This window comes from Sulfurimonas hydrogeniphila (assembly GCF_009068765.1).
Lineage (GTDB): Bacteria > Campylobacterota > Campylobacteria > Campylobacterales > Sulfurimonadaceae > Sulfurimonas > Sulfurimonas hydrogeniphila.
Genome location: NZ_CP035534.1, coordinates 410,916 through 428,552, shown reverse-complemented (window position 1 = coordinate 428,552; position 17,637 = coordinate 410,916). Strand labels below are relative to the sequence as shown.

Below are 17,637 nucleotides of genomic sequence, written 5' to 3'. Positions count from 1 at the left end.
AAGGAGTTTTTTATGATAGTTCTATTCTCTCATCAAAAAGGTGGCGTTGGTAAAAGTACTATCGCTATTAATTTTGCATACCAGGTTCAAAAGAAATATAAAGACATAACTATACTAGATCTTGACTCCCAGCATTCTGCTGTTTTATTTAATCAACTTCGAGCAGGTGAAAAACTTCCAACTATCAAATGCGTTACTCAAAATGATATAGATTTAACAAAGTTCTTAAGTAGCTATATGTCTGACAAAAACAATCTTCTTATAATTGATAGTGGTGGATATGACAGCGACATCAATAGAACAGCACTTATTAAAGCTGATATTATCATTACTCCTGTTGGTATATCTCAAATAGAGATATTTGGACTGCAAAAATTCAGAAAAATATTAAAAGATGCAAGTGAAGCACTTGGCAAAAAAATAAAAACGAATGTCTTGCTTAACAATGTTGACAGCAGATCCAAATCAAAACTCAAAGATTTACAAAATTACATCATAGAAAAACATAATTACTTTAATCTTTTAGAGAGCACGTTATATTCAAGAGCAGACTATAAAAATAGCTATGGAGAAGGACTTACAGTGAAAGAACTCAACAAAAAAGGTCAAGCTCAAGAAGAGATTAAAAAGTTTACAAAAGAGATTTATGCACTACTAAATAACTAGTTTTATACTAGTATTTAATAAGGATTAATATGGCAAAAATTAAAGAATTAGATGATTTAGAAATTACAGAAAAAGAGAGAAGTTTTATAAAAGCAGCAGATATGAATAAAGCCAAGAAAAATAAAGGTGGCAGACCAAAAAAAAACATTCATGAAAAAGCAAGTGAACAGATTTTTATCAATGTTACCAAAGATGAAAAAGCTAAAATAGAATCTGCTGCTAAAGAACTTGGAATAAGTGTGAGTGCACTTTGTAAGATCAGTTTAGCGAAATTTATTTGATTTATTATTCTAATTGAAAAGGAACAAAAGAGTTTACCCATAAATAAGCATCCTTTGGATCCAAATGCCCCTGACTCGCTCTCCGTACTATCAATCTTATAGAGCGAATGAAACCAGTTGACTTTTGAATAAAAATCTGGACTATTTTGATATTTCTGCGTACAGTTGACGATGAAATATTTGCATAGTTAGCTATATTCTGGATGGTTAGTTTTAATTTTTTACGAATAAGTTGATCAATAGCTATCTTAATTTTTGTAGCAGTTTTCAGTTTTTTTATCGTGCTAGTACGAATAGCTGACCTACTTTGTCGCCTTTTTACCTCTTCTTTGTACTCTCGTGGAGGCAAATTATATATTTTTTTATTATTCATAACCCGTTTACGATTTTTATCTTTAAAATTATTTCGATTTTGCTCACAGAACTGATAAACAGATTTGACGATATATTTAACTTTTATTGGATTATTAAAACCTTGATTGATAGCTTCTGCTTTTTGTGTCAATTTATTTAACAAGTCTGGATCTTTTGCTATTGTATACCCATAGCCCCTTAGTAACTCAAAAAGATGAATATGACGACTCTCAGCAACAAGGTAATCAAACTCAGCATACTGATGTTCAGCTAATACATCATGAGCAATAAATTTTCTAAAATCTTCAAGATCGTATGCTACATCATTATAGGTCACTCTAAATAATTCAGTGTTTAGAAAATTCTTTGTTTGATGGTTTTGATATGCCAAATCAGCGCCAATGAGCTTTTTTATACTATTAACAATTGCCATATAGTATGCAACTGCATGTTTGTATTCTTTGTACACTGGAGTGTTCAATAACCATACCAAATGCGCTCTATTATTATTTTTGTTGACTGTCTGAATAGTTGGGACAGGAAGACCTTGTGCATTCCACTCTGTCAATAATGTTTCATCGTCAATATCCATAATGATTGCATTAAAATGAAAATTTGTATTGAGTTGAACTTGTTGATAATTTTTGGCATATTTTTTAAATGTACTTATTGGAAGTAAATTATTATATCCATGCTTATGATACAATCGCATCTTGTTAAATCGATTTATTATTTTATCAAGTTCATTTTGTTCTAAAAAATCGTACATATCTTTTTAGCAAATTTATTTAGAATAAAAAGCTAGAGGGAGCCAAACCTTAGCTATTAAATTACTCTGTGCAAGGATTCAAGAAAGAACCCTATACATGCAAGTTTTGGCTCCCTGCACACAGCAATTTGTATGCAGATATTATAAGATTTTTTCTAAATTCTATGCCTGATTTTTTAGCTTTAATTTTTCAATTCGGATGAGTTCTTTTTGATTTCGTATCAGTTCTGATTGAGTACAATGATTAAAAAACTGAAGTTTGAAACTTAAAGATTTCAATTAATATTATTGAATTTTAAACAGAAATTTTATTAACCACCTAAATAATGTTCAGTGATATTAGCTCGATTATGTTTCATTTCTTTACTTACCAAGAGTAATGATTGCTCATATGTATACCCAGCATTGGCATATTCGAAAAGTCTTCTTTTTGCAAAATTCCATCGAAAACCATGCGTACCTTCTGAAGCTATATTTAATCTTTTGGCAGTTTCTCGAATATCTTTCATATAATTTGCACGATTAATTTTAAATACGCCAACTGTTTCAATTTCTAAAAGTAATAATTTATAAGTATCGACCAAAATATATATATTCCCCTCTTTCCCACCTTTTTCTTTTGTAAAGAGTACTCCTTTATTATTTTGTGTAATTTTATCAATTTTATATTCTAATAATTGTTCTTTTTTTATTAAAGTACAAGCCTCAACTCTTGCACCTCCTTCTAACTCTATTTTTGCAGCAATTTTGTGTTTAGATTTAGATAAATTTTCAATTAATTTTATTGGATCTTGATAAGTTCGATTATGATAATTATCTGCTACTAATTTCAAATTCGTTGCTTCAGTAAGTAATGAACTTCTTATACTAAAATCATATAGAATTGGGAAGTCATACTTTAATTTTGAGTAGTAGTTTAATGCTATCTCTAATTTACCAAGTGCGGAGATTATTTTTTGTAAATATTGCTTTGATGGATAATATTCAACTTTGTAATCAATGTATGCGAGAATATGTTCAAAATTTATTTTTTCACAATCTTTTACGTTCCAATGCTCCTTTAAATAATTTAGAAAATTGTTCCAAACATCACGATAACTTTTCATGGTATTATAACTTGCAATTTTTTGATAATGAAGATGTTTTGGATTTATCCTATCTTGTTTTTTTGCACCCTCTTGAAAAATAATTTTCGTCAATTCAGCTGTCTGATAGTATACGCTTCCTCTCATAATATTTCATATTTTCCTTCTCAATATTTTACATGGTTTAAGCCGCCATTTTCGGCAAAAGTGTTAAGTCAATCTGCTATTTTTTCAAGATGCTGAAACTCGGCTCTTTTGATTAAGATGGTACGATATCTCGTAAGTTATCTGAGCTCCACCTATAAATTTCAATGTATTGTAAAAAATTTAATATCAAACTATAACACGATTTTTTGTTAAATTAAGATGAAGAGTTTTTTGAGCAAGTTGCGAATGTTTTTTCAAGTTTCTATTTTTGAATGAAATTCATGCTAAAAGCCTGCTAAACAGGCTTTTAGCACAATGCAAAAGTGTTCGGATGTAAACAACAAAATACACAATATGTAAACACTTCAATACACACTAAAATCATTCAATGCCATTAACTGTTTCATATTTTTATCAGCCAAATCATCAATGTTTAACCTTTTGTATTTTTCTTTACCTTTAAACATATAAGGATATTCTCGTTGATATTTTAATGACTGATTATATATATCAAACAAAAACTGTAAATTTTCATGATTGCATTCTATCATTCGTAAAATCTGAAAAACATCATGACTTTCATCATGATATTTTAAGATTTTTTTGGAAAGACATTCTCTAAATTCTATATCATTCAGGTTTTTCTCACATAAATATTTCAACTCTTCAATGTCTTCCAATTTCCAAATTAATGCTGCCAAAATAATATTTTCTTGATCTTCTTTTTTGTATCTATTTTCATCAAAATATTCTAAAATATTGGTCAAAAAGTCAAACATTATTTCAGATACTGCATATACTTTAAAGGCTTTTCCTTCTTCATAATCTGCATTTTTATTTCGGATTTTCAATCGAATTTCTTTTGTTTTTTTACTTTTTATCCATGATTCAGTTTCATCAAATACCTGTAACAGTTGAACAAAAGTAGTATGAAAAGGCTCATTAATATATAGTTTTTTTACGACTACTTTTTGGTATATTTTCTTTGCTTGATAATGCTTAAAAACACGGGAACTATGAAGAGAAATTTTAATTACATCTGTATTAAAATACAATGTGATTTCTTTTGCTTTTTCAATATTTTTTGGCTGAACTTCTTCCTCAATTTCCATTACTTTATCCAGATCTACAGCTTTCCTCTTATGGTAAATGAAAACAATGATACCTATCCAAGAAATTAATATTGCAAAATACATATATTATTCAACTAATTGTAGATAGCCATTAGCTTCAAGGGCAAGCGTCCAAGTTTCTAATGTTTGTTCTTTCTCAAATTCTAGGAGCCTTGCAAATGAGTATCCTTGCAGTGACATGTTCCATAAGCCCACCATTGCTTTTGCTTCAGATTTTGTTATATATATTTTTTTACCACTATTCAAAGTTAATTCTAAGCTATATACATTCTCTTGATTAATAGTTCTTGTAGATGGAAATAAATATTTATTTTGCTTATCTCCATAATTAAATAATGCCAGTTCCTCTTTAAAAAGTATTGTATCTGCCATATTACTCGTAATAAACTCATCTTCAACCATAACACGGTAATTCAAGTTTAATAACCAGTTAAATAAACTAGAACAAAATTTGCTTACTCCTATAAAAATTAGGAGGAGCAGATGCAAGTATTATTGGAAGAGTTTAGACAACTACCAGATTATAGAAAAAATAAAGTGCGATACACACATCCAGGAGAGATATTATTTTTATCACTTTTGGCTCTCCTTTCAGGTGCCGGGAGCTATGAAGATATTGCAACATGGATGAAAGAGAGAAAAAGAGAACTCTCTAAATTTTTGGGTCGTGCTTTTAAAGCTCCGGCATATACAACAATAAGAAATACATTTTTGGGAATTGATACACAAGCAGTAGAGAAGATGCAACAAAAATGGATTCATCAACTTTCAAATACTCCAAAAGATTCACAAACATTGACAATAGTTGCAACAGATGGGAAAACCATGAGAGGTTCTGCAAATAAAGAGATGAGTGAGAAAGCCAGACATATAGTTTCGCTCTTTCTAACAGAATCTAAACTTACATTGGCACAAGCCCAGGTACAAGAGAAAACAAACGAGATTCCCGCACTTGTTGAACTATTAGATGCTTTAAACCTCACAAATTGTGTGATTACCATGGATGCTATGCATACTCAAAAAAAACATTGAATAAAATAGTAAAGTGTGGACATGATTATATTGCACAGGTAAAATCGAATCAGAAAGAGCTTTTAAAATGGGTAATATTCAATACCTCTCTTGAAGATGCTAAGCCAATAGATACTTATGCCCATTATGAGCATAACACTCATGGGAGATATGAAGAGAGGGTTTGTGAAGTCTATGATGACCTCTATCAAATCAAAAAGAGTTGGTTATCTGTAAAAAGGGTTGTAAAGATTACAGCAACAACACTATCGTATGGAAAACATACGACAGAGTATCATTACTATATTTCAAGTCTTGATGTAGATGCAAAAACTTTTGCACATATTATCAGGAGCCATTGGAAAATTGAGAACTCTTTACACTATGTAAAAGATGTCAGTTTCGATGAGGATAGCTCAAGAGTTCGCACAGGTCAAGCACCTTTAATCTCTACAATGTTAAGAAGTCTTGCCATAAATATCATGAATATTAACAAAATCTCCAATATTAAAAAAGCCAGAAAGGTTTTTGGATGGAGTCCTCATAAGCTTTTCAGTCTTAGTAGTAGACTTGGGTGAGTATTAAACTTGAATTACCGTGCAACCATAATAACAACATTACGTATATACCTCTTTTTGGTGTCTTCTTCAAAACCTCTCAATAACTTAATATCTTTATCATTATTCAACATAACATGAGTAATTATTATTTTATTATCCGCATAGACATCTATAATTTCATCCATTTTTTAACTCCTTTTTACTTTCCAATTGATTCCAAACTTTTGCTATCAAACTGTAAGAAACCTCAAATCTATGATGCTTTTTTAAATAGCTTTCAATTTTTCGAAAACTATATTTTTCATCATTTTTCAAAGTTCTAACAACTGCCCAATATCCTAGTAGAGCCCCTCTTCTTGTCTGTTTCCGAAACTCTTTTCGCAAAAAAACTTTTGCTTTTTTTGACGTTATTTTCCGAATTTCTTCCAAACTTAAATCAGTAATATTAAGCTTATTTAACTTATCCTGATCAGTTTTATATATCTGTAATGACATAATTAAAGCAGCATAAGACAAAATCGACACACTTATTTCACCATGCATCTGCTTTAATTTATACACGAGTTTACGATGATCTGCCATCACTTCAATCTTTTCATTCATCGGTAATCTTGAAAAAGTACGAAGAAATGCATTTTGCTCTTCTTTATTAATTTTTACAATTTTTTCAACTTCTAACATCACATCCAATTACCTCATGATTTTCAAGCCATTGATCTATCTTTAAACGATCATAACGAATGAGCTTAGTTCCAATTTTTGAAAATGGAACTTTCTTCTTCATCCTATATTTACTCATTGTGTCTTCCTTTAAGCTGTATTCTATCTCCAATTCTTCTGGTGTTAACCAGCGTTTTTCTTTTAGATTTTTCCCATGCGATAGAGCTATTATTTTTTCAAGCAACTCAATTATCTTTTTCACTTCGTTATCCTTCGAACTGTAAGCTTCCAGTTCGTATTAATTTCCTAGGGTTGACGAAATTTTACAACATTGTTATATTTTTCATATATCCCTATTCTAGGGCTTTTCAGAAGAAAATAAATAAACAGATACCTGCATAAGGGAAAAATACCTGATAGACCACTTTATTTAAAAAAGACATTTAAGTGCCAGACTATAATAAATGACATAATTCAATGAAAAAAAATCATAAGATACAAGGCGAAAGTTTGCAGGAACTACTAGTAGTTTCAAGGACTTAACGAAGTAGCTTCTATTTTCTTTTTTCACCAGAAGGGCAACATTTAAAGGGGTTGTATATGTAATTTATTATGGTCTGGCACTTATTTCATATTTTTAATCGTCTGATTTATCTTTAATATGTTCTTCACTCAATAGTGTCATAAATTTTCTGTAAATTCAAAATCAGTTACTATTTTTAAAAAAGTTAACGATAGATGAAGATTAGAAAGGTGGCAAACATTTATCGCTATTCTTGAAGAAGTAGCTAAGATTGAAGATATTGTAAATAGTAATAAAGAGTTAACCTCTATTATGAGCTGTAAGGATGTGACTCAGAAAATGATTGGATTTAGGTGGGAAAGTTAAGTGAGTGCAGATTTAAAATCTCTAATTTAAAAGAATACTATCAGTATGGGTGGGTACTATTTACACTTTCAAGGTAGTGTATTGTAAAAAGGACATGCCCACAACAACTCGTTCTTTTTCACTGGGATGCATAGCTAAGATAAATTCAAAAACTTCTTTAAATTCTTCTATTTCACTCAACCCACTGTATATCTGTATTTCGTTTTTCATAAACAAGTTTATATCTTCATTATATATATTTTTATACTTATCATTATATTTTTTATATATTTTTCTTGCTTGACCATGACTTGATTTAGCATTAAATTTAATTTTATATACAATCAACATACAAAAAAATATTTTTTCCAATTCTTTCTGTAAAAATTTTGTTAAATTATATTGAGAAATAAAGTCATTACTTTCTCCCTTTTCAAACAATCTGTAATATAACCCCTTATAAAAAGTATCTGAAATATAAGTATTATTCAATACATGATTACCTTTCGCTAATAAACTTTCCATAAGTGTCATTAATATCTCTGTATTATTTGTTTTATTAAGAAAGTATTGAACTGTAAATTTATTAATAATTGGATCCTGTTGAATTATATGTTCAAATTTTTTATTTCTGTAATCAATATTATTAATTATAATTGAAATAAGTTTATTAAAATATAGCACTCTGTTTTCACGCTTAATACTAGTGTAGGCACAATGCTGTTTTTTTGTCACATGAGTTTTTATTTGCTTTAAAGAAGGGCTCAATGATATATATTCCGAATTTTCATATTCTTCAAATATTTCAGGAAGAAGTATATTTATATTTTTTGTTACATAATAGAGATTAATGATCATTAAAAAATGATAAGTTTGTCTAATTAATTCTTGAATATTAATTTTTTTATTTTTACAAATATTTATAAGGACTTCATTAATTTTTATAGTTGTTACAAATTTTAAATCAGGATTATTCTTCATGCAATATTATAGCAAAAATCCAAAATAGTGCTAGAACTATAACTACTAATGTAGTTTAGGGATCAGACTAATACTATAAAGTATGTCCCAAAGTATGTCCCATCTAATTCTTAAATGATTTTGTATTTTTAAAATTTGTTTGAAAGTTCATCATTTAGGGAGTTTGTTAATGGTGCGCCCGACATGATTCGAACATGTGACCGCTGGTACCGCAAACCAGTGCTCTATCCAGCTGAGCTACGAGCGCACACCATTCTCTGATTGAGAGGCTGAAATTATATCACTTATAACTTATATAATTATAAAACAGTGTCTAATCTTCAATTTTTACTAATATTTCTTCTACTTTTTGATTTTGCAAATACAATTCATGGTTTTTTCGTACATATGCCTGGAGTAAAACTTTAATATCATTGTTTCCTTCCATGTTAAAATCTTTCATCATCTGTTTCTGTAAAAAATTGGCAAATTTATCTTCCACATCAACATCAAATCTGCGGCCTCCGATATGTAGTCCAATTTTTTTACTCATTATATTATTAACCTAAAATACTTTCGATTTTATTTACAATTTCTTCTATTTCTATATCTTTTTGAGCATTTTCTTCATGCAGTCTTTCAATTTCCTGATTTTTCAATGCACAATCTGCTTTGAGTGTCACGATTTCATTTCGCATCTTCTCATTTTCATCTATGAGCGTATGATATTTTTCAAGAATACTTGAAACTTTTTCACTGAGTTTATTCAAAGCTGTTTGATTATCCATTTGCGTTTCCTAATATTAATTAATAAATTTCTTCTTTAGAATTCTAACATAATTAAAGTACATAGGATAAATATTATCTCTAATTTGCTATAATTTATAGATAATTAAAAGGCATGAAATATGAATAAATTTGAAGACTACTGCACAAAATTTGTACAAAGTATCGGAAGTAAAGAAGGAGCGGTCTCTCCGAGTATAGTATCCTCAGCTTCTTTTTCTTATGGAAGTCCGGAAACAGCAGAAGGGATTTTCAATGGCAGTGTAAAAAAGCCTCTCTATTCAAGAATGGGCAACCCAACAACAGCAAAACTTGAATCAATCATGGCAGAGATGGATGGTGGTATTGGAGCTGTTGCAACAAGCTCAGGGATGGGAGCAACATCTCTTGCCGTAATGTCCCTGCTTTCTCAAGGAGATGAAATCATTAGCATAGGCGGATTGTTTGGCGGGACATACGCACTGTTTGATGAAACTCTCAGCAGATTTGGTATAAAAACTCACTTTTTTGATGTTGACGAATTTGACAGCATAGAAAATGCCATAAACAAAAATACAAAAATAATTTTTTTAGAAAGTGTCGGTAATCCGAATATGAGGCTTCCTGATATTAAAAGAATCGCTGCAATTGCGAATGAATCAAATGTAGCGCTCATCGTCGACAACACTATTACTCCCTTAAGTGTTTCGCCCTTGGCTCTTGGTGCTGACATCACGGTTTATTCAACTACGAAAATCATCTCTGGAAATTCCTCTGCACTAGGCGGTTGTGTGGTTTTTCGCGCCATACATGAAAATGCTGACAAATTTAAGACAGAACGTTACGCATTCCTTGAAAAGTTTATCAAAGGAGCGGGGAAAACGGCTCTCATACCTAATGCAAAAAAACGGGCTTTACGAGACTTGGGAATGAGCGCAAATGCACATGCCAGCTATCAAACGTTACTCGGACTCGAAACACTGGCACTCCGACTTCCAAGAATAGTCAAAAGTGTTGAAACAGTGGCCCTGGAACTTGCCAAACATGGTATAGCGGTAAACCATCCGTGTATTCAGTCTCATCCTCACCATGCACGGTATAAAGAAGATTTTCAATATGGATGCGGAACCCTTTTGACGATTGATATGCAAAGCAAAGAGCGTGCATACGACTTTTTACGTAAAACAAAAATAGCAACAATTACTGCCAACATAGGCGATTCAAGAACACTCGCCCTGCATATGGCATCAACTATATACAGTGATTTTGACGAAAAAACCAGAGAATTTCTTGGAATTACCGACGGTCTTATTAGAATTTCTATCGGACTTGAAAACCCGGTAGAAATTATAAATGATTTTATTCAAGCAGCAAAGTAGAAAAAATGGCAACAAAAACAGATTTAGAAATAGACGAACAGACAATACTGAAATATCCAAAAAAATATTTTGTATTTTTACTCAATGATGATTATACGCCTATGGATTTTGTAGTTGATATTCTCATGGAAATTTTTCATAAAACATATGAAGAAGCGCAGGATATTATGCTTGAAGTACATAAAAAAAACAGAGGTTTGTGTGGTGTTTACACATATGAAATCGCAGAGACAAAGCTTAAGCAAGTACGTCGCAAAGCGAAAGACAACGGCTTTCCCCTAAAAGCCACAATGGAGGAAGAATAACATGATAAGCTCATCACTCAATGATATATTTCAAAAATCTGTAATATTTGCAAAACAGCTCCACCATGAATACCTGACAATTGAGCATATATTTTACCTTTTGTTAAGTTCGGATGAGGGCGCATCTATTATAGAAACATGTGGCGGGAATGTGTCAAAAATGAAAGAAGAACTTGGCGAATACATCAAAAAAAATATGGAAACACTTCCTGCCGATATAATACAGGACCCTTATGAAAGTGTAGCGCTTTCCCGTTTGATTGATAAGATGGTGCGCCATGTTCAGTCATCCGGTCAAACGAATGCGGATATAGGGGATCTTTTGGCAACTCTTTTTGAAGAGAAACATACATTTGCCTATGCTTTGCTCAATAAATACCAAATAACAAAACTGGATATATTGGAAGTAATTTCACATCTTGACACAGACCAGGATGAAGAAGAAAAAGAGTCTAATTTACGAAAATACACAATAAACCTTATAGAAAAAGCCAAAGAAGGAAAAATTGACCCTGTAATAGGCAGAGATAATGAAATTCAAAGAGTCACACAGATACTCTGCAGAAGAAAGAAAAACAACCCTGTACTTGTAGGTGAACCAGGCGTTGGAAAGACAGCAATAGCAGAAGGACTGGCTTTACGTATTGCAGCGAATGATGTTCCTGACATAATCAAAGACTCCAATCTTTATACGCTTGATTTAGGGGCATTGCTTGCAGGAACAAAGTACAGAGGAGACTTTGAAAAACGCCTCAAAGGTGTTATGGACGAACTCAAACGTGAACCTAAAGCAATTTTATTTATAGATGAAATCCATACACTTATAGGAGCAGGAAGCACGAGCGGAACAATGGATGCAGCCAATCAGCTCAAGCCTGCTCTTGCTTCAGGCGAAATAAAATGTATGGGAGCTACAACTTTTGCAGAATACAGAAACGGGTTTGAAAAAGACAAAGCACTCAGCAGAAGATTCTCCAAAATAGATGTTAATGAACCATCGAAAAAAACAAGCTATCTCATTCTCAAGGGACTTCAAGGCAAATATGAAAAACACCATTCTGTACAATATACAAACAAGGCATTAAAAACAGCAGTGGATCTCTCTAAACGCTACATTACTAACAAATTTTTACCAGATATTGCCATAGATTTAATTGATGAAACAGCAGCATCATTTCATCTTCAAAAAAGAAAAAAAGAAAAAGTAACCGCAAATGATATTCAAAAAACTATAGCATCCATTGTGGGTATCAGTAATTCAAAAATATCTAATAATGAAACGGCATCTTTGCAACATTTAGAAGATAAACTCAGACAAAGAGTTATTGGTCAGGAAAAAGCTGTAGAGATGGTGACAAAAGCCATTAAAATATCAAAAGCCGGACTAACACCTCCAAATAAACCCATAGCATCATTTTTGTTTTCAGGACCGACAGGTGTTGGAAAAACCGAACTGGCAATTGCATTAAGTGAAATTTTAGGGATCAATTTTGAAAAATTTGATATGAGCGAATATATGGAGAAACATGCTCTCAGCCGTTTGGTAGGAGCACCTCCTGGATATGTAGGATATGAGCAGGGAGGACTGCTTACAGAAGCCATCAAAAAGCATCCTTATACAGTTTTACTGCTTGATGAAATAGAAAAGGCACACCCTGAACTTATAAATATTTTACTTCAAATAATGGACAGCGCAACACTCACTGACAATAATGGCTACAAAGCCGATTTTCAGAATGTTATACTGATAATGACATCAAATATAGGAGCTCAAGCCAGAAATGTAATGGGATTCAATAAAGATGAATCTATTTCCAAAAACGAAGAACTAAAATCATTTTTTACTCCGGAATTCAGAAATAGATTAGATGCTATTATAGAATTTGGGCAATTGAGTCATGAAATAGTCGAAAAAATTGTACAAAAATTCATAGCAGAACTCAATAAAGAGTTAAAAAAGAAAAAAATAACTGTAACTGTTTCCGATAAAGTTATAAAATTTATTGCTGAAAAAACCTATTCACCGGAAATGGGAGCCAGACCGCTTAAAAGGTATATTAAAAATAATATTACCGATAAACTCAGTGATGAAATTTTATTCGGAAAACTTAAAAATGGCGGAAAAGTAGAAGTGATAATACAAAATGACACTTTAGAGAATGTATACGAAGAAGCTTAATGTATTTGCCGCAGCTTGACAATTATTCACTCTCCTTTCCTGATCCCCATGATGCGAACAAAGAAGGTATAGTAGCATGGGGAGGAGATTTAAATCCCTCTAGATTATTAAAAGCATACCAAAATGGTATTTTCCCCTGGTACTCGCAGCAAGACCCGATACTGTGGTGGTCAACGAATCCGCGTCTTATTATGGAGCTTGATGACTTTAAATTAAGACGTTCATTGAAAAAAAAATTGAAAAAGTTCGAATATGCATTTGATAGCAGATTTCAAGAAGTTGTGCATAAATGTGCTTCTGTTGCAAGAAAAGATCAAAATGGTACATGGATAAATAAAGATCTGGCAGAATCATTCAATGTTTTGCACGGCATGGGTATAGCTCACTCAGTTGAAAGTTATCTCGATGGCAAACTGGTAGGCGGGTTGTATGGATTGACAATAGGAAAAGTGTTTTGTGGAGAATCAATGTTTGCAGAAGTCAGTGATGCGTCAAAAGCTGCATATGCGGTATTGGTAAAACATTTAAAAGTATGGGGATATGATTTTATTGACTGTCAGGTACCGACACCACATCTTAAATCATTAGGAGCAAAAGAAGTTTCAAGAGATTATTATCTTGAACGTTTGTATAAAGTAAATATGGATATTGTAAAAAATGAATGGATTGTTGATAAAAATCTGATCAACTAGGCAGCGACCTACATTCCCACAAGTGAAACCTGCAGTATTATCAGCGATGAGAGGCTTAGCTTCTGGGTTCGGAATGGGGCCAGGCGTTTCCCTCTCTCTATAGCCACCTAGACAAGATCAGATATAAAGACATCTGACTGATGTATTTATATCTGATCTTATATCAGTTAAGAGTTGAGTAATATCAATTGTTAAAGTCAACAAACTCTTCGGAACCCAGACTTCAGTCTGGGCTAATTGGCTTAAAAGCCTAAAAGGCAAGGTTAAAACCTTGTTTCCGTCATACTAAATAACTTCTTAACATATCTCTTATTAGTATATATACACTAAATAAGGTAGTGAAGCAATTGTGTTCATTTAAGAACTTGGTAAAAAGACAAACGTACTATTAGTACTGGTCAGCTAAACACATTGCTGTGCGTACACATCCAGCCTATCAAGCTTGTAGTCTTCAAGCGTACTTCAGGGAACGTTCATCTTGGAGTTGGCTTCCCGCTTAGATGCTTTCAGCGGTTATCTCATCCGTGCGTAGCTACCCAGCTATGCCCTTGGCAGGACAACTGGTGCACCAGTGGCACGTCCAACCCGGTCCTCTCGTACTAGGGTCAGCTCTCCTCAACGTTCCTACGCCCACGGAAGATAGGGACCGAACTGTCTCACGACGTTCTGAACCCAGCTCGCGTACCGCTTTAAATGGCGAACAGCCATACCCTTGGGACCTGCTCCAGCCCCAGGATGCGATGAGCCGACATCGAGGTGCCAAACCTCCCCGTCGATGTGAGCTCTTGGGGGAGATCAGCCTGTTATCCCCGGCGTACCTTTTATCCTTTGAGCGATGGCCCTTCCACACAGAACCACCGGATCACTATGACCGTCTTTCGACTCTGCTCGACTTGTATGTCTCACAGTCAGTCCGGCTTATGCCATTATACTCTACGAAGGATTTCCAACCCTTCTGAGCCGAACTTTGTAAGCCTCCGTTACTTTTTAGGAGGCGACCGCCCCAGTCAAACTACCCACCAGACATTGTCCTCGCACGAGATAATCGTACGGAGTTAGCTATCAGAATATTCAAGGGTGGTATCTCAAGGATGCCTCCTCCAGAACTGGCGTCCTGGATTCAACGGCTCCCACCTATCCTGCACATGAATATCCCAATAGCAGTGTCAAGCTATAGTAAAGGTGCACGGGGTCTTTCCGTCTTTCCGCGGGTAGGAGGAATTTTCACCTCCACTACAATTTCACTGGATCCCTTGTTGAGACAGCTCCCATCTCGTTACGCCATTCATGCAGGTCGGTATTTAACCGACAAGGAATTTCGCTACCTTAGGACCGTTATAGTTACGGCCGCCGTTTACTCGGGCTTCAATTCATGCCTTCGCCGAAGCTAAGCAATCCTTTTAACCTTCGAGCACCGGGCAGGCGTCACACCCTATACATCCACTTACGTGTTAGCAGAGTGCTGTGTTTTTGGTAAACAGTCGGGAGGGACTCTTTGCTGCGACCCGTCAGTGCTTTGGAGAGTAAATCTCCTAACACTTAGGGCACACCTTATACCGAAGATACGGTGCTAGTTTGCAGAGTTCCTTAACAAGGGTTCATCCACGCGCCTTAGAATACTCATCTCACCCACCTGTGTCGGTTTACGGTACGGGCAACATTACATCTCGTTTAGAGGCTTTTCTCGGCACGACAGTATCAAGGGTTCTGGTCGCTCTCCGAAAAGATTGACCAGCCTGTCAGATCTCGGTCTCATGTAGCGCGGATTTGCCTACGCTACGACCTACGTCCTTCGAGCCACTATTCCATCAGTGACCCCCTTTAACTCTATGCGTCCCCCCATCACTCAAACGATGTAATGTCGGTATCGGAATATTAACCGATTTGCCATCGTCTACCCCTTTCGGACTCGACTTAGGTCCCGACTAACCCTACGATGACGAGCATCGCGTAGGAAACCTTGGGTTTACGGCGAAGAAGATTCTCACTTCTTTTCTCGCTACTCATGCCTGCATGCTCACTTCCATCCGCTCCAGTACTCCTTACCGGTATACCTTCAGCGCTGAATGGAACGCTCTCCTACCACTTACAGTAAACTGTAAATCTAAAGCTTCGGTGTTTATCTTAGCCCCGTTATATTTTCGGCGCAGAATCGCTAGACCAGTGAGCTGTTACGCTTTCTTTAAAGGATGGCTGCTTCTAAGCCAACCTCCTGGTTGTCACAGCAACTCCACATCCTTTTCCACTTAGATAAAACTTTGGGACCTTAGCTGTTAGTCTGGGTTGTTCCCCTCTCGACATAGGATTTTATCACCCTACGCCTGACTCCCGAGGTTACACGTATAGTATTCGGAGTTTGATAGGGTTTGGTACCGCGGTAAGCAGCCCTAGCCCTGTCAGTGCTCTACCCCTATACGCTAATGCTCGAGGCTATACCTAAATATATTTCGGAGAGAACCAGCTATCACTGAGTTTGATTGGCCTTTCACCCCTATCCACAAGTCATCCCAAGAATTTTCAACTTCTACGGGTTCGGTCCTCCACTGGCTCTTACACCAGCTTCAACCTGCTCATGGATAGATCACTCAGTTTCGGGTCTGCAGCATCTGACTATGTCGCCCTATTAAGACTCGCTTTCGCTACGGCTTCTCGTTCGATTAACCTTGCCAGATACCACAACTCGCAGGCTCATTATGCAAAAGGCAGTCCGTCACACTTATTTAATAGTGCTCCGAATGATTGTAAGCCATAGGTTTCAGGTTCTATTTCACTCCGCTCACCGCGGTCCTTTTCACCTTTCCCTCACGGTACTTGTTCGCTATCGGTCTAGTAGTAGTATTTAGGGTTGGAGGGTGGTCCCCCCATATTCAGTCAAGATAACACGTGTCCCGACCTACTCGTTCCATACCTTAGTTCCACATAAATGTTTTCGCTTACGGGAGTATCACCCTCTATGCTCATCCTTTCCAGAATGTTCTGCTAACAAATATGCTAAATGTATGCGCCCTATTCCAATTTCGCTCGCCGCTACTCTCGGAATCTCGTTTGATTTCTCTTCCTTTGGGTACTGAGATGTTTCACTTCCCCAAGTTCGCCCCACCCGAAGGTGGTAACACGAATCGCTCCGTGCTGGGTCGCCCCATTCAGAAATTCCCGGATCAAAGCTTCTTGGCAGCTCCCCGAGACTTTTCGCAGCCTAGTACGTCTTTCATCGCCTCTACTAGCCAAGGCATCCACCTATGGCCCTTAATATCTTTTTATTCTATGTTGCGTTCACTACCTTATTTAATGTATGAATACATTAAACAAGATGAATGATCTGTTATTGTAGTTATTTAGTTTTTAATTATATCTCTATAATTAAAGTTGTTGACTTTAACAATTGTAATTTAATGATCGTTTGGTTTTTAAACCAAATATAAATTCTTATGACTTTAAGAACTTATATTTAATTTAGAAACTTGTTTCTTAGATGAGTTGTGCTTAAAAAAGAAGCGAAGCATACTTTAGTATGTGAGTTTCTTTTTTAAGTGCAAATCGCTAAGAAATGGTGGGCCTACCAGGACTTGAACCTGGGACCTCACCCTTATCAGGGGTGCACTCTAACCAGCTGAGCTATAGGCCCTTTCTGGTGCTTTTAACTTTATTCTGCGTCAGAACCTTTACTTCAGTTGTCACGTACAGTTTATACGCTCCGCCTTCAGCAAAGAACCTTCCTTGACTAAAGCTAAAATCCCTCAGAAAGCAAAGCCCTCTCAAGGTTACACCTTTGACATAATCGTAATTCAAATGAACACAGATCACTGAAAACTAAGCAAGTAAG

At 34.8% G+C, this 17,637-nt stretch carries 16 protein-coding genes, 2 tRNA genes, 2 rRNA genes and 1 pseudogene; 7 read left to right on the top strand and 14 right to left on the bottom strand.

What is annotated here, in order from left to right:
- Window positions 1-12 precede the first annotated feature (12 nt).
- Both ETP70_RS02185 and ETP70_RS02180 read left to right on the top strand, forming a co-directional pair.
- The gene (locus ETP70_RS02185) at window positions 13-666 is read left to right on the top strand and encodes a ParA family protein (protein WP_151899634.1); all 654 of its coding nucleotides are present in this window, start codon (window positions 13-15) and stop codon (window positions 664-666) included.
- Window positions 667-695: 29 nt separating this feature from the next.
- Complete coding sequence (locus ETP70_RS02180; protein ID WP_151899633.1) at window positions 696-947, top strand: plasmid mobilization protein; 252 nt, start codon at window positions 696-698, stop codon at window positions 945-947.
- A gap of 4 nt (window positions 948-951) precedes the next feature.
- Here the strand turns inward: ETP70_RS02180 and ETP70_RS02175 are convergent, their stop codons facing one another.
- From ETP70_RS02175 to ETP70_RS02160, 4 genes are all read right to left on the bottom strand, one after another.
- Window positions 952-2,070 carry a replication initiation protein gene (locus tag ETP70_RS02175; protein ID WP_151899632.1) on the bottom strand — a complete coding sequence of 373 codons (1,119 nt, stop codon included), beginning with the start codon at window positions 2,068-2,070 and terminating at the stop codon, window positions 952-954.
- A gap of 311 nt (window positions 2,071-2,381) precedes the next feature.
- On the bottom strand, window positions 2,382-3,302 hold the full coding sequence (locus tag ETP70_RS02170; RefSeq protein WP_151899631.1) for a hypothetical protein: 921 nt from the start codon (window positions 3,300-3,302) through the stop codon (window positions 2,382-2,384).
- Window positions 3,303-3,667: 365 nt separating this feature from the next.
- Complete coding sequence (locus ETP70_RS02165) at window positions 3,668-4,498, bottom strand: hypothetical protein (RefSeq protein WP_151899630.1); 831 nt, start codon at window positions 4,496-4,498, stop codon at window positions 3,668-3,670.
- A 3-nt stretch (window positions 4,499-4,501) separates the two neighbouring features.
- Complete coding sequence (locus tag ETP70_RS02160) at window positions 4,502-4,837, bottom strand: hypothetical protein (RefSeq protein ID WP_151899629.1); 336 nt, start codon at window positions 4,835-4,837, stop codon at window positions 4,502-4,504.
- An 81-nt stretch (window positions 4,838-4,918) separates the two neighbouring features.
- Between ETP70_RS02160 and ETP70_RS12795 the strand changes: the two are divergent.
- A pseudogene (locus ETP70_RS12795) lies at window positions 4,919-6,024 on the top strand (ISAs1 family transposase).
- A 14-nt stretch (window positions 6,025-6,038) separates the two neighbouring features.
- On the opposite strand, the gene ETP70_RS12360 reads toward ETP70_RS12795, so the two are convergent.
- From ETP70_RS12360 to ETP70_RS02120, 7 genes are all read right to left on the bottom strand, one after another.
- Window positions 6,039-6,191, bottom strand: a complete 153-nt coding sequence (locus tag ETP70_RS12360; RefSeq protein WP_188110026.1) for a hypothetical protein — start codon at window positions 6,189-6,191, stop codon at window positions 6,039-6,041.
- Entirely contained in the window at window positions 6,184-6,690 is a 507-nt protein-coding gene (locus ETP70_RS02145) for a hypothetical protein (protein ID WP_151899628.1), read from the bottom strand. The genes ETP70_RS12360 and ETP70_RS02145 overlap by 8 nt, the downstream gene beginning before the upstream one ends.
- Window positions 6,674-6,928 carry a hypothetical protein gene (locus tag ETP70_RS02140; protein ID WP_151899627.1) on the bottom strand — a complete coding sequence of 85 codons (255 nt, stop codon included), beginning with the start codon at window positions 6,926-6,928 and terminating at the stop codon, window positions 6,674-6,676. Before ETP70_RS02140 ends, ETP70_RS02145 begins: the two co-directional genes overlap by 17 nt.
- Before the next feature lie 687 nt (window positions 6,929-7,615).
- Window positions 7,616-8,515 (bottom strand): hypothetical protein, encoded by a 900-nt coding sequence (locus tag ETP70_RS02135; protein ID WP_151899626.1) that lies wholly within the window; start codon window positions 8,513-8,515, stop codon window positions 7,616-7,618.
- Between the two features lie 170 nt (window positions 8,516-8,685).
- Window positions 8,686-8,762, bottom strand: a tRNA-Arg gene (locus tag ETP70_RS02130).
- A 66-nt stretch (window positions 8,763-8,828) separates the two neighbouring features.
- Window positions 8,829-9,047, bottom strand: coding sequence for a hypothetical protein (locus ETP70_RS02125; protein ID WP_151899625.1), 219 nt, complete (start codon window positions 9,045-9,047; stop codon window positions 8,829-8,831).
- A gap of 7 nt (window positions 9,048-9,054) precedes the next feature.
- Window positions 9,055-9,282, bottom strand: coding sequence for a hypothetical protein (locus ETP70_RS02120; protein ID WP_151899624.1), 228 nt, complete (start codon window positions 9,280-9,282; stop codon window positions 9,055-9,057).
- A 120-nt stretch (window positions 9,283-9,402) separates the two neighbouring features.
- Here ETP70_RS02120 and ETP70_RS02115 point away from each other — a divergent pair, with 120 nt between their 5' ends.
- Genes ETP70_RS02115 through aat form a run of 4 tightly spaced genes read left to right on the top strand, consistent with a single transcriptional unit; the run spans window position 9,403 to window position 13,814 of the window.
- Window positions 9,403-10,638 (top strand): aminotransferase class I/II-fold pyridoxal phosphate-dependent enzyme, encoded by a 1,236-nt coding sequence (locus ETP70_RS02115; RefSeq protein ID WP_151899623.1) that lies wholly within the window; start codon window positions 9,403-9,405, stop codon window positions 10,636-10,638.
- Window positions 10,639-10,643: 5 nt separating this feature from the next.
- On the top strand, window positions 10,644-10,943 hold the full coding sequence (locus ETP70_RS02110) for an ATP-dependent Clp protease adaptor ClpS (protein WP_151899622.1): 300 nt from the start codon (window positions 10,644-10,646) through the stop codon (window positions 10,941-10,943).
- Window position 10,944: 1 nt separating this feature from the next.
- Window positions 10,945-13,122, top strand: a complete 2,178-nt coding sequence (gene clpA, locus ETP70_RS02105; protein ID WP_151899621.1) for an ATP-dependent Clp protease ATP-binding subunit ClpA — start codon at window positions 10,945-10,947, stop codon at window positions 13,120-13,122.
- A complete protein-coding gene (gene aat / locus ETP70_RS02100; RefSeq protein ID WP_151899620.1) occupies window positions 13,122-13,814 on the top strand; it encodes a leucyl/phenylalanyl-tRNA--protein transferase in 693 nt (230 codons plus the stop codon). The genes clpA and aat overlap by 1 nt, the downstream gene beginning before the upstream one ends.
- Here the strand turns inward: aat and rrf are convergent.
- The 3 genes from rrf to ETP70_RS02085 all read right to left on the bottom strand — a co-directional run bounded on the left by rrf (window position 13,810) and on the right by ETP70_RS02085 (window position 17,439).
- Window positions 13,810-13,925: ribosomal RNA gene (rrf, locus tag ETP70_RS02095) — 5S ribosomal RNA — on the bottom strand. The two genes, aat and rrf, sit on opposite strands and share 5 nt — an antisense overlap.
- 256 nt (window positions 13,926-14,181) lie before the next feature.
- Window positions 14,182-17,074 (bottom strand): 23S ribosomal RNA (locus ETP70_RS02090).
- Window positions 17,075-17,362: 288 nt separating this feature from the next.
- Window positions 17,363-17,439, bottom strand: a tRNA-Ile gene (locus tag ETP70_RS02085).
- Window positions 17,440-17,637: the final 198 nt, after the last annotated feature.

What these genes read in the sequence shown, in the direction of transcription:
- ETP70_RS02185 (WP_151899634.1), top strand. Translation starts at nt 13, where the DNA reads ATGATAGTTCTATTCTCTCATCAAAAAGGTGGCGTTGGTAAAAGTACT.
- ETP70_RS02180 (WP_151899633.1), top strand. Translation starts at nt 696, where the DNA reads ATGGCAAAAATTAAAGAATTAGATGATTTAGAAATTACAGAAAAAGAG.
- ETP70_RS02175 (WP_151899632.1), bottom strand. Translation starts at nt 2,070, where the DNA reads ATGTACGATTTTTTAGAACAAAATGAACTTGATAAAATAATAAATCGA.
- ETP70_RS02170 (WP_151899631.1), bottom strand. Translation starts at nt 3,302, where the DNA reads ATGAGAGGAAGCGTATACTATCAGACAGCTGAATTGACGAAAATTATT.
- ETP70_RS02165 (WP_151899630.1), bottom strand. Translation starts at nt 4,498, where the DNA reads ATGTATTTTGCAATATTAATTTCTTGGATAGGTATCATTGTTTTCATT.
- ETP70_RS02160 (WP_151899629.1), bottom strand. Translation starts at nt 4,837, where the DNA reads ATGGTTGAAGATGAGTTTATTACGAGTAATATGGCAGATACAATACTT.
- ETP70_RS12360 (WP_188110026.1), bottom strand. Translation starts at nt 6,191, where the DNA reads ATGGATGAAATTATAGATGTCTATGCGGATAATAAAATAATAATTACT.
- ETP70_RS02135 (WP_151899626.1), bottom strand. Translation starts at nt 8,515, where the DNA reads ATGAAGAATAATCCTGATTTAAAATTTGTAACAACTATAAAAATTAAT.
- ETP70_RS02125 (WP_151899625.1), bottom strand. Translation starts at nt 9,047, where the DNA reads ATGAGTAAAAAAATTGGACTACATATCGGAGGCCGCAGATTTGATGTT.
- ETP70_RS02120 (WP_151899624.1), bottom strand. Translation starts at nt 9,282, where the DNA reads ATGGATAATCAAACAGCTTTGAATAAACTCAGTGAAAAAGTTTCAAGT.
- ETP70_RS02115 (WP_151899623.1), top strand. Translation starts at nt 9,403, where the DNA reads ATGAATAAATTTGAAGACTACTGCACAAAATTTGTACAAAGTATCGGA.
- ETP70_RS02110 (WP_151899622.1), top strand. Translation starts at nt 10,644, where the DNA reads ATGGCAACAAAAACAGATTTAGAAATAGACGAACAGACAATACTGAAA.
- clpA (WP_151899621.1), top strand. Translation starts at nt 10,945, where the DNA reads ATGATAAGCTCATCACTCAATGATATATTTCAAAAATCTGTAATATTT.
- aat (WP_151899620.1), top strand. Translation starts at nt 13,122, where the DNA reads ATGTATTTGCCGCAGCTTGACAATTATTCACTCTCCTTTCCTGATCCC.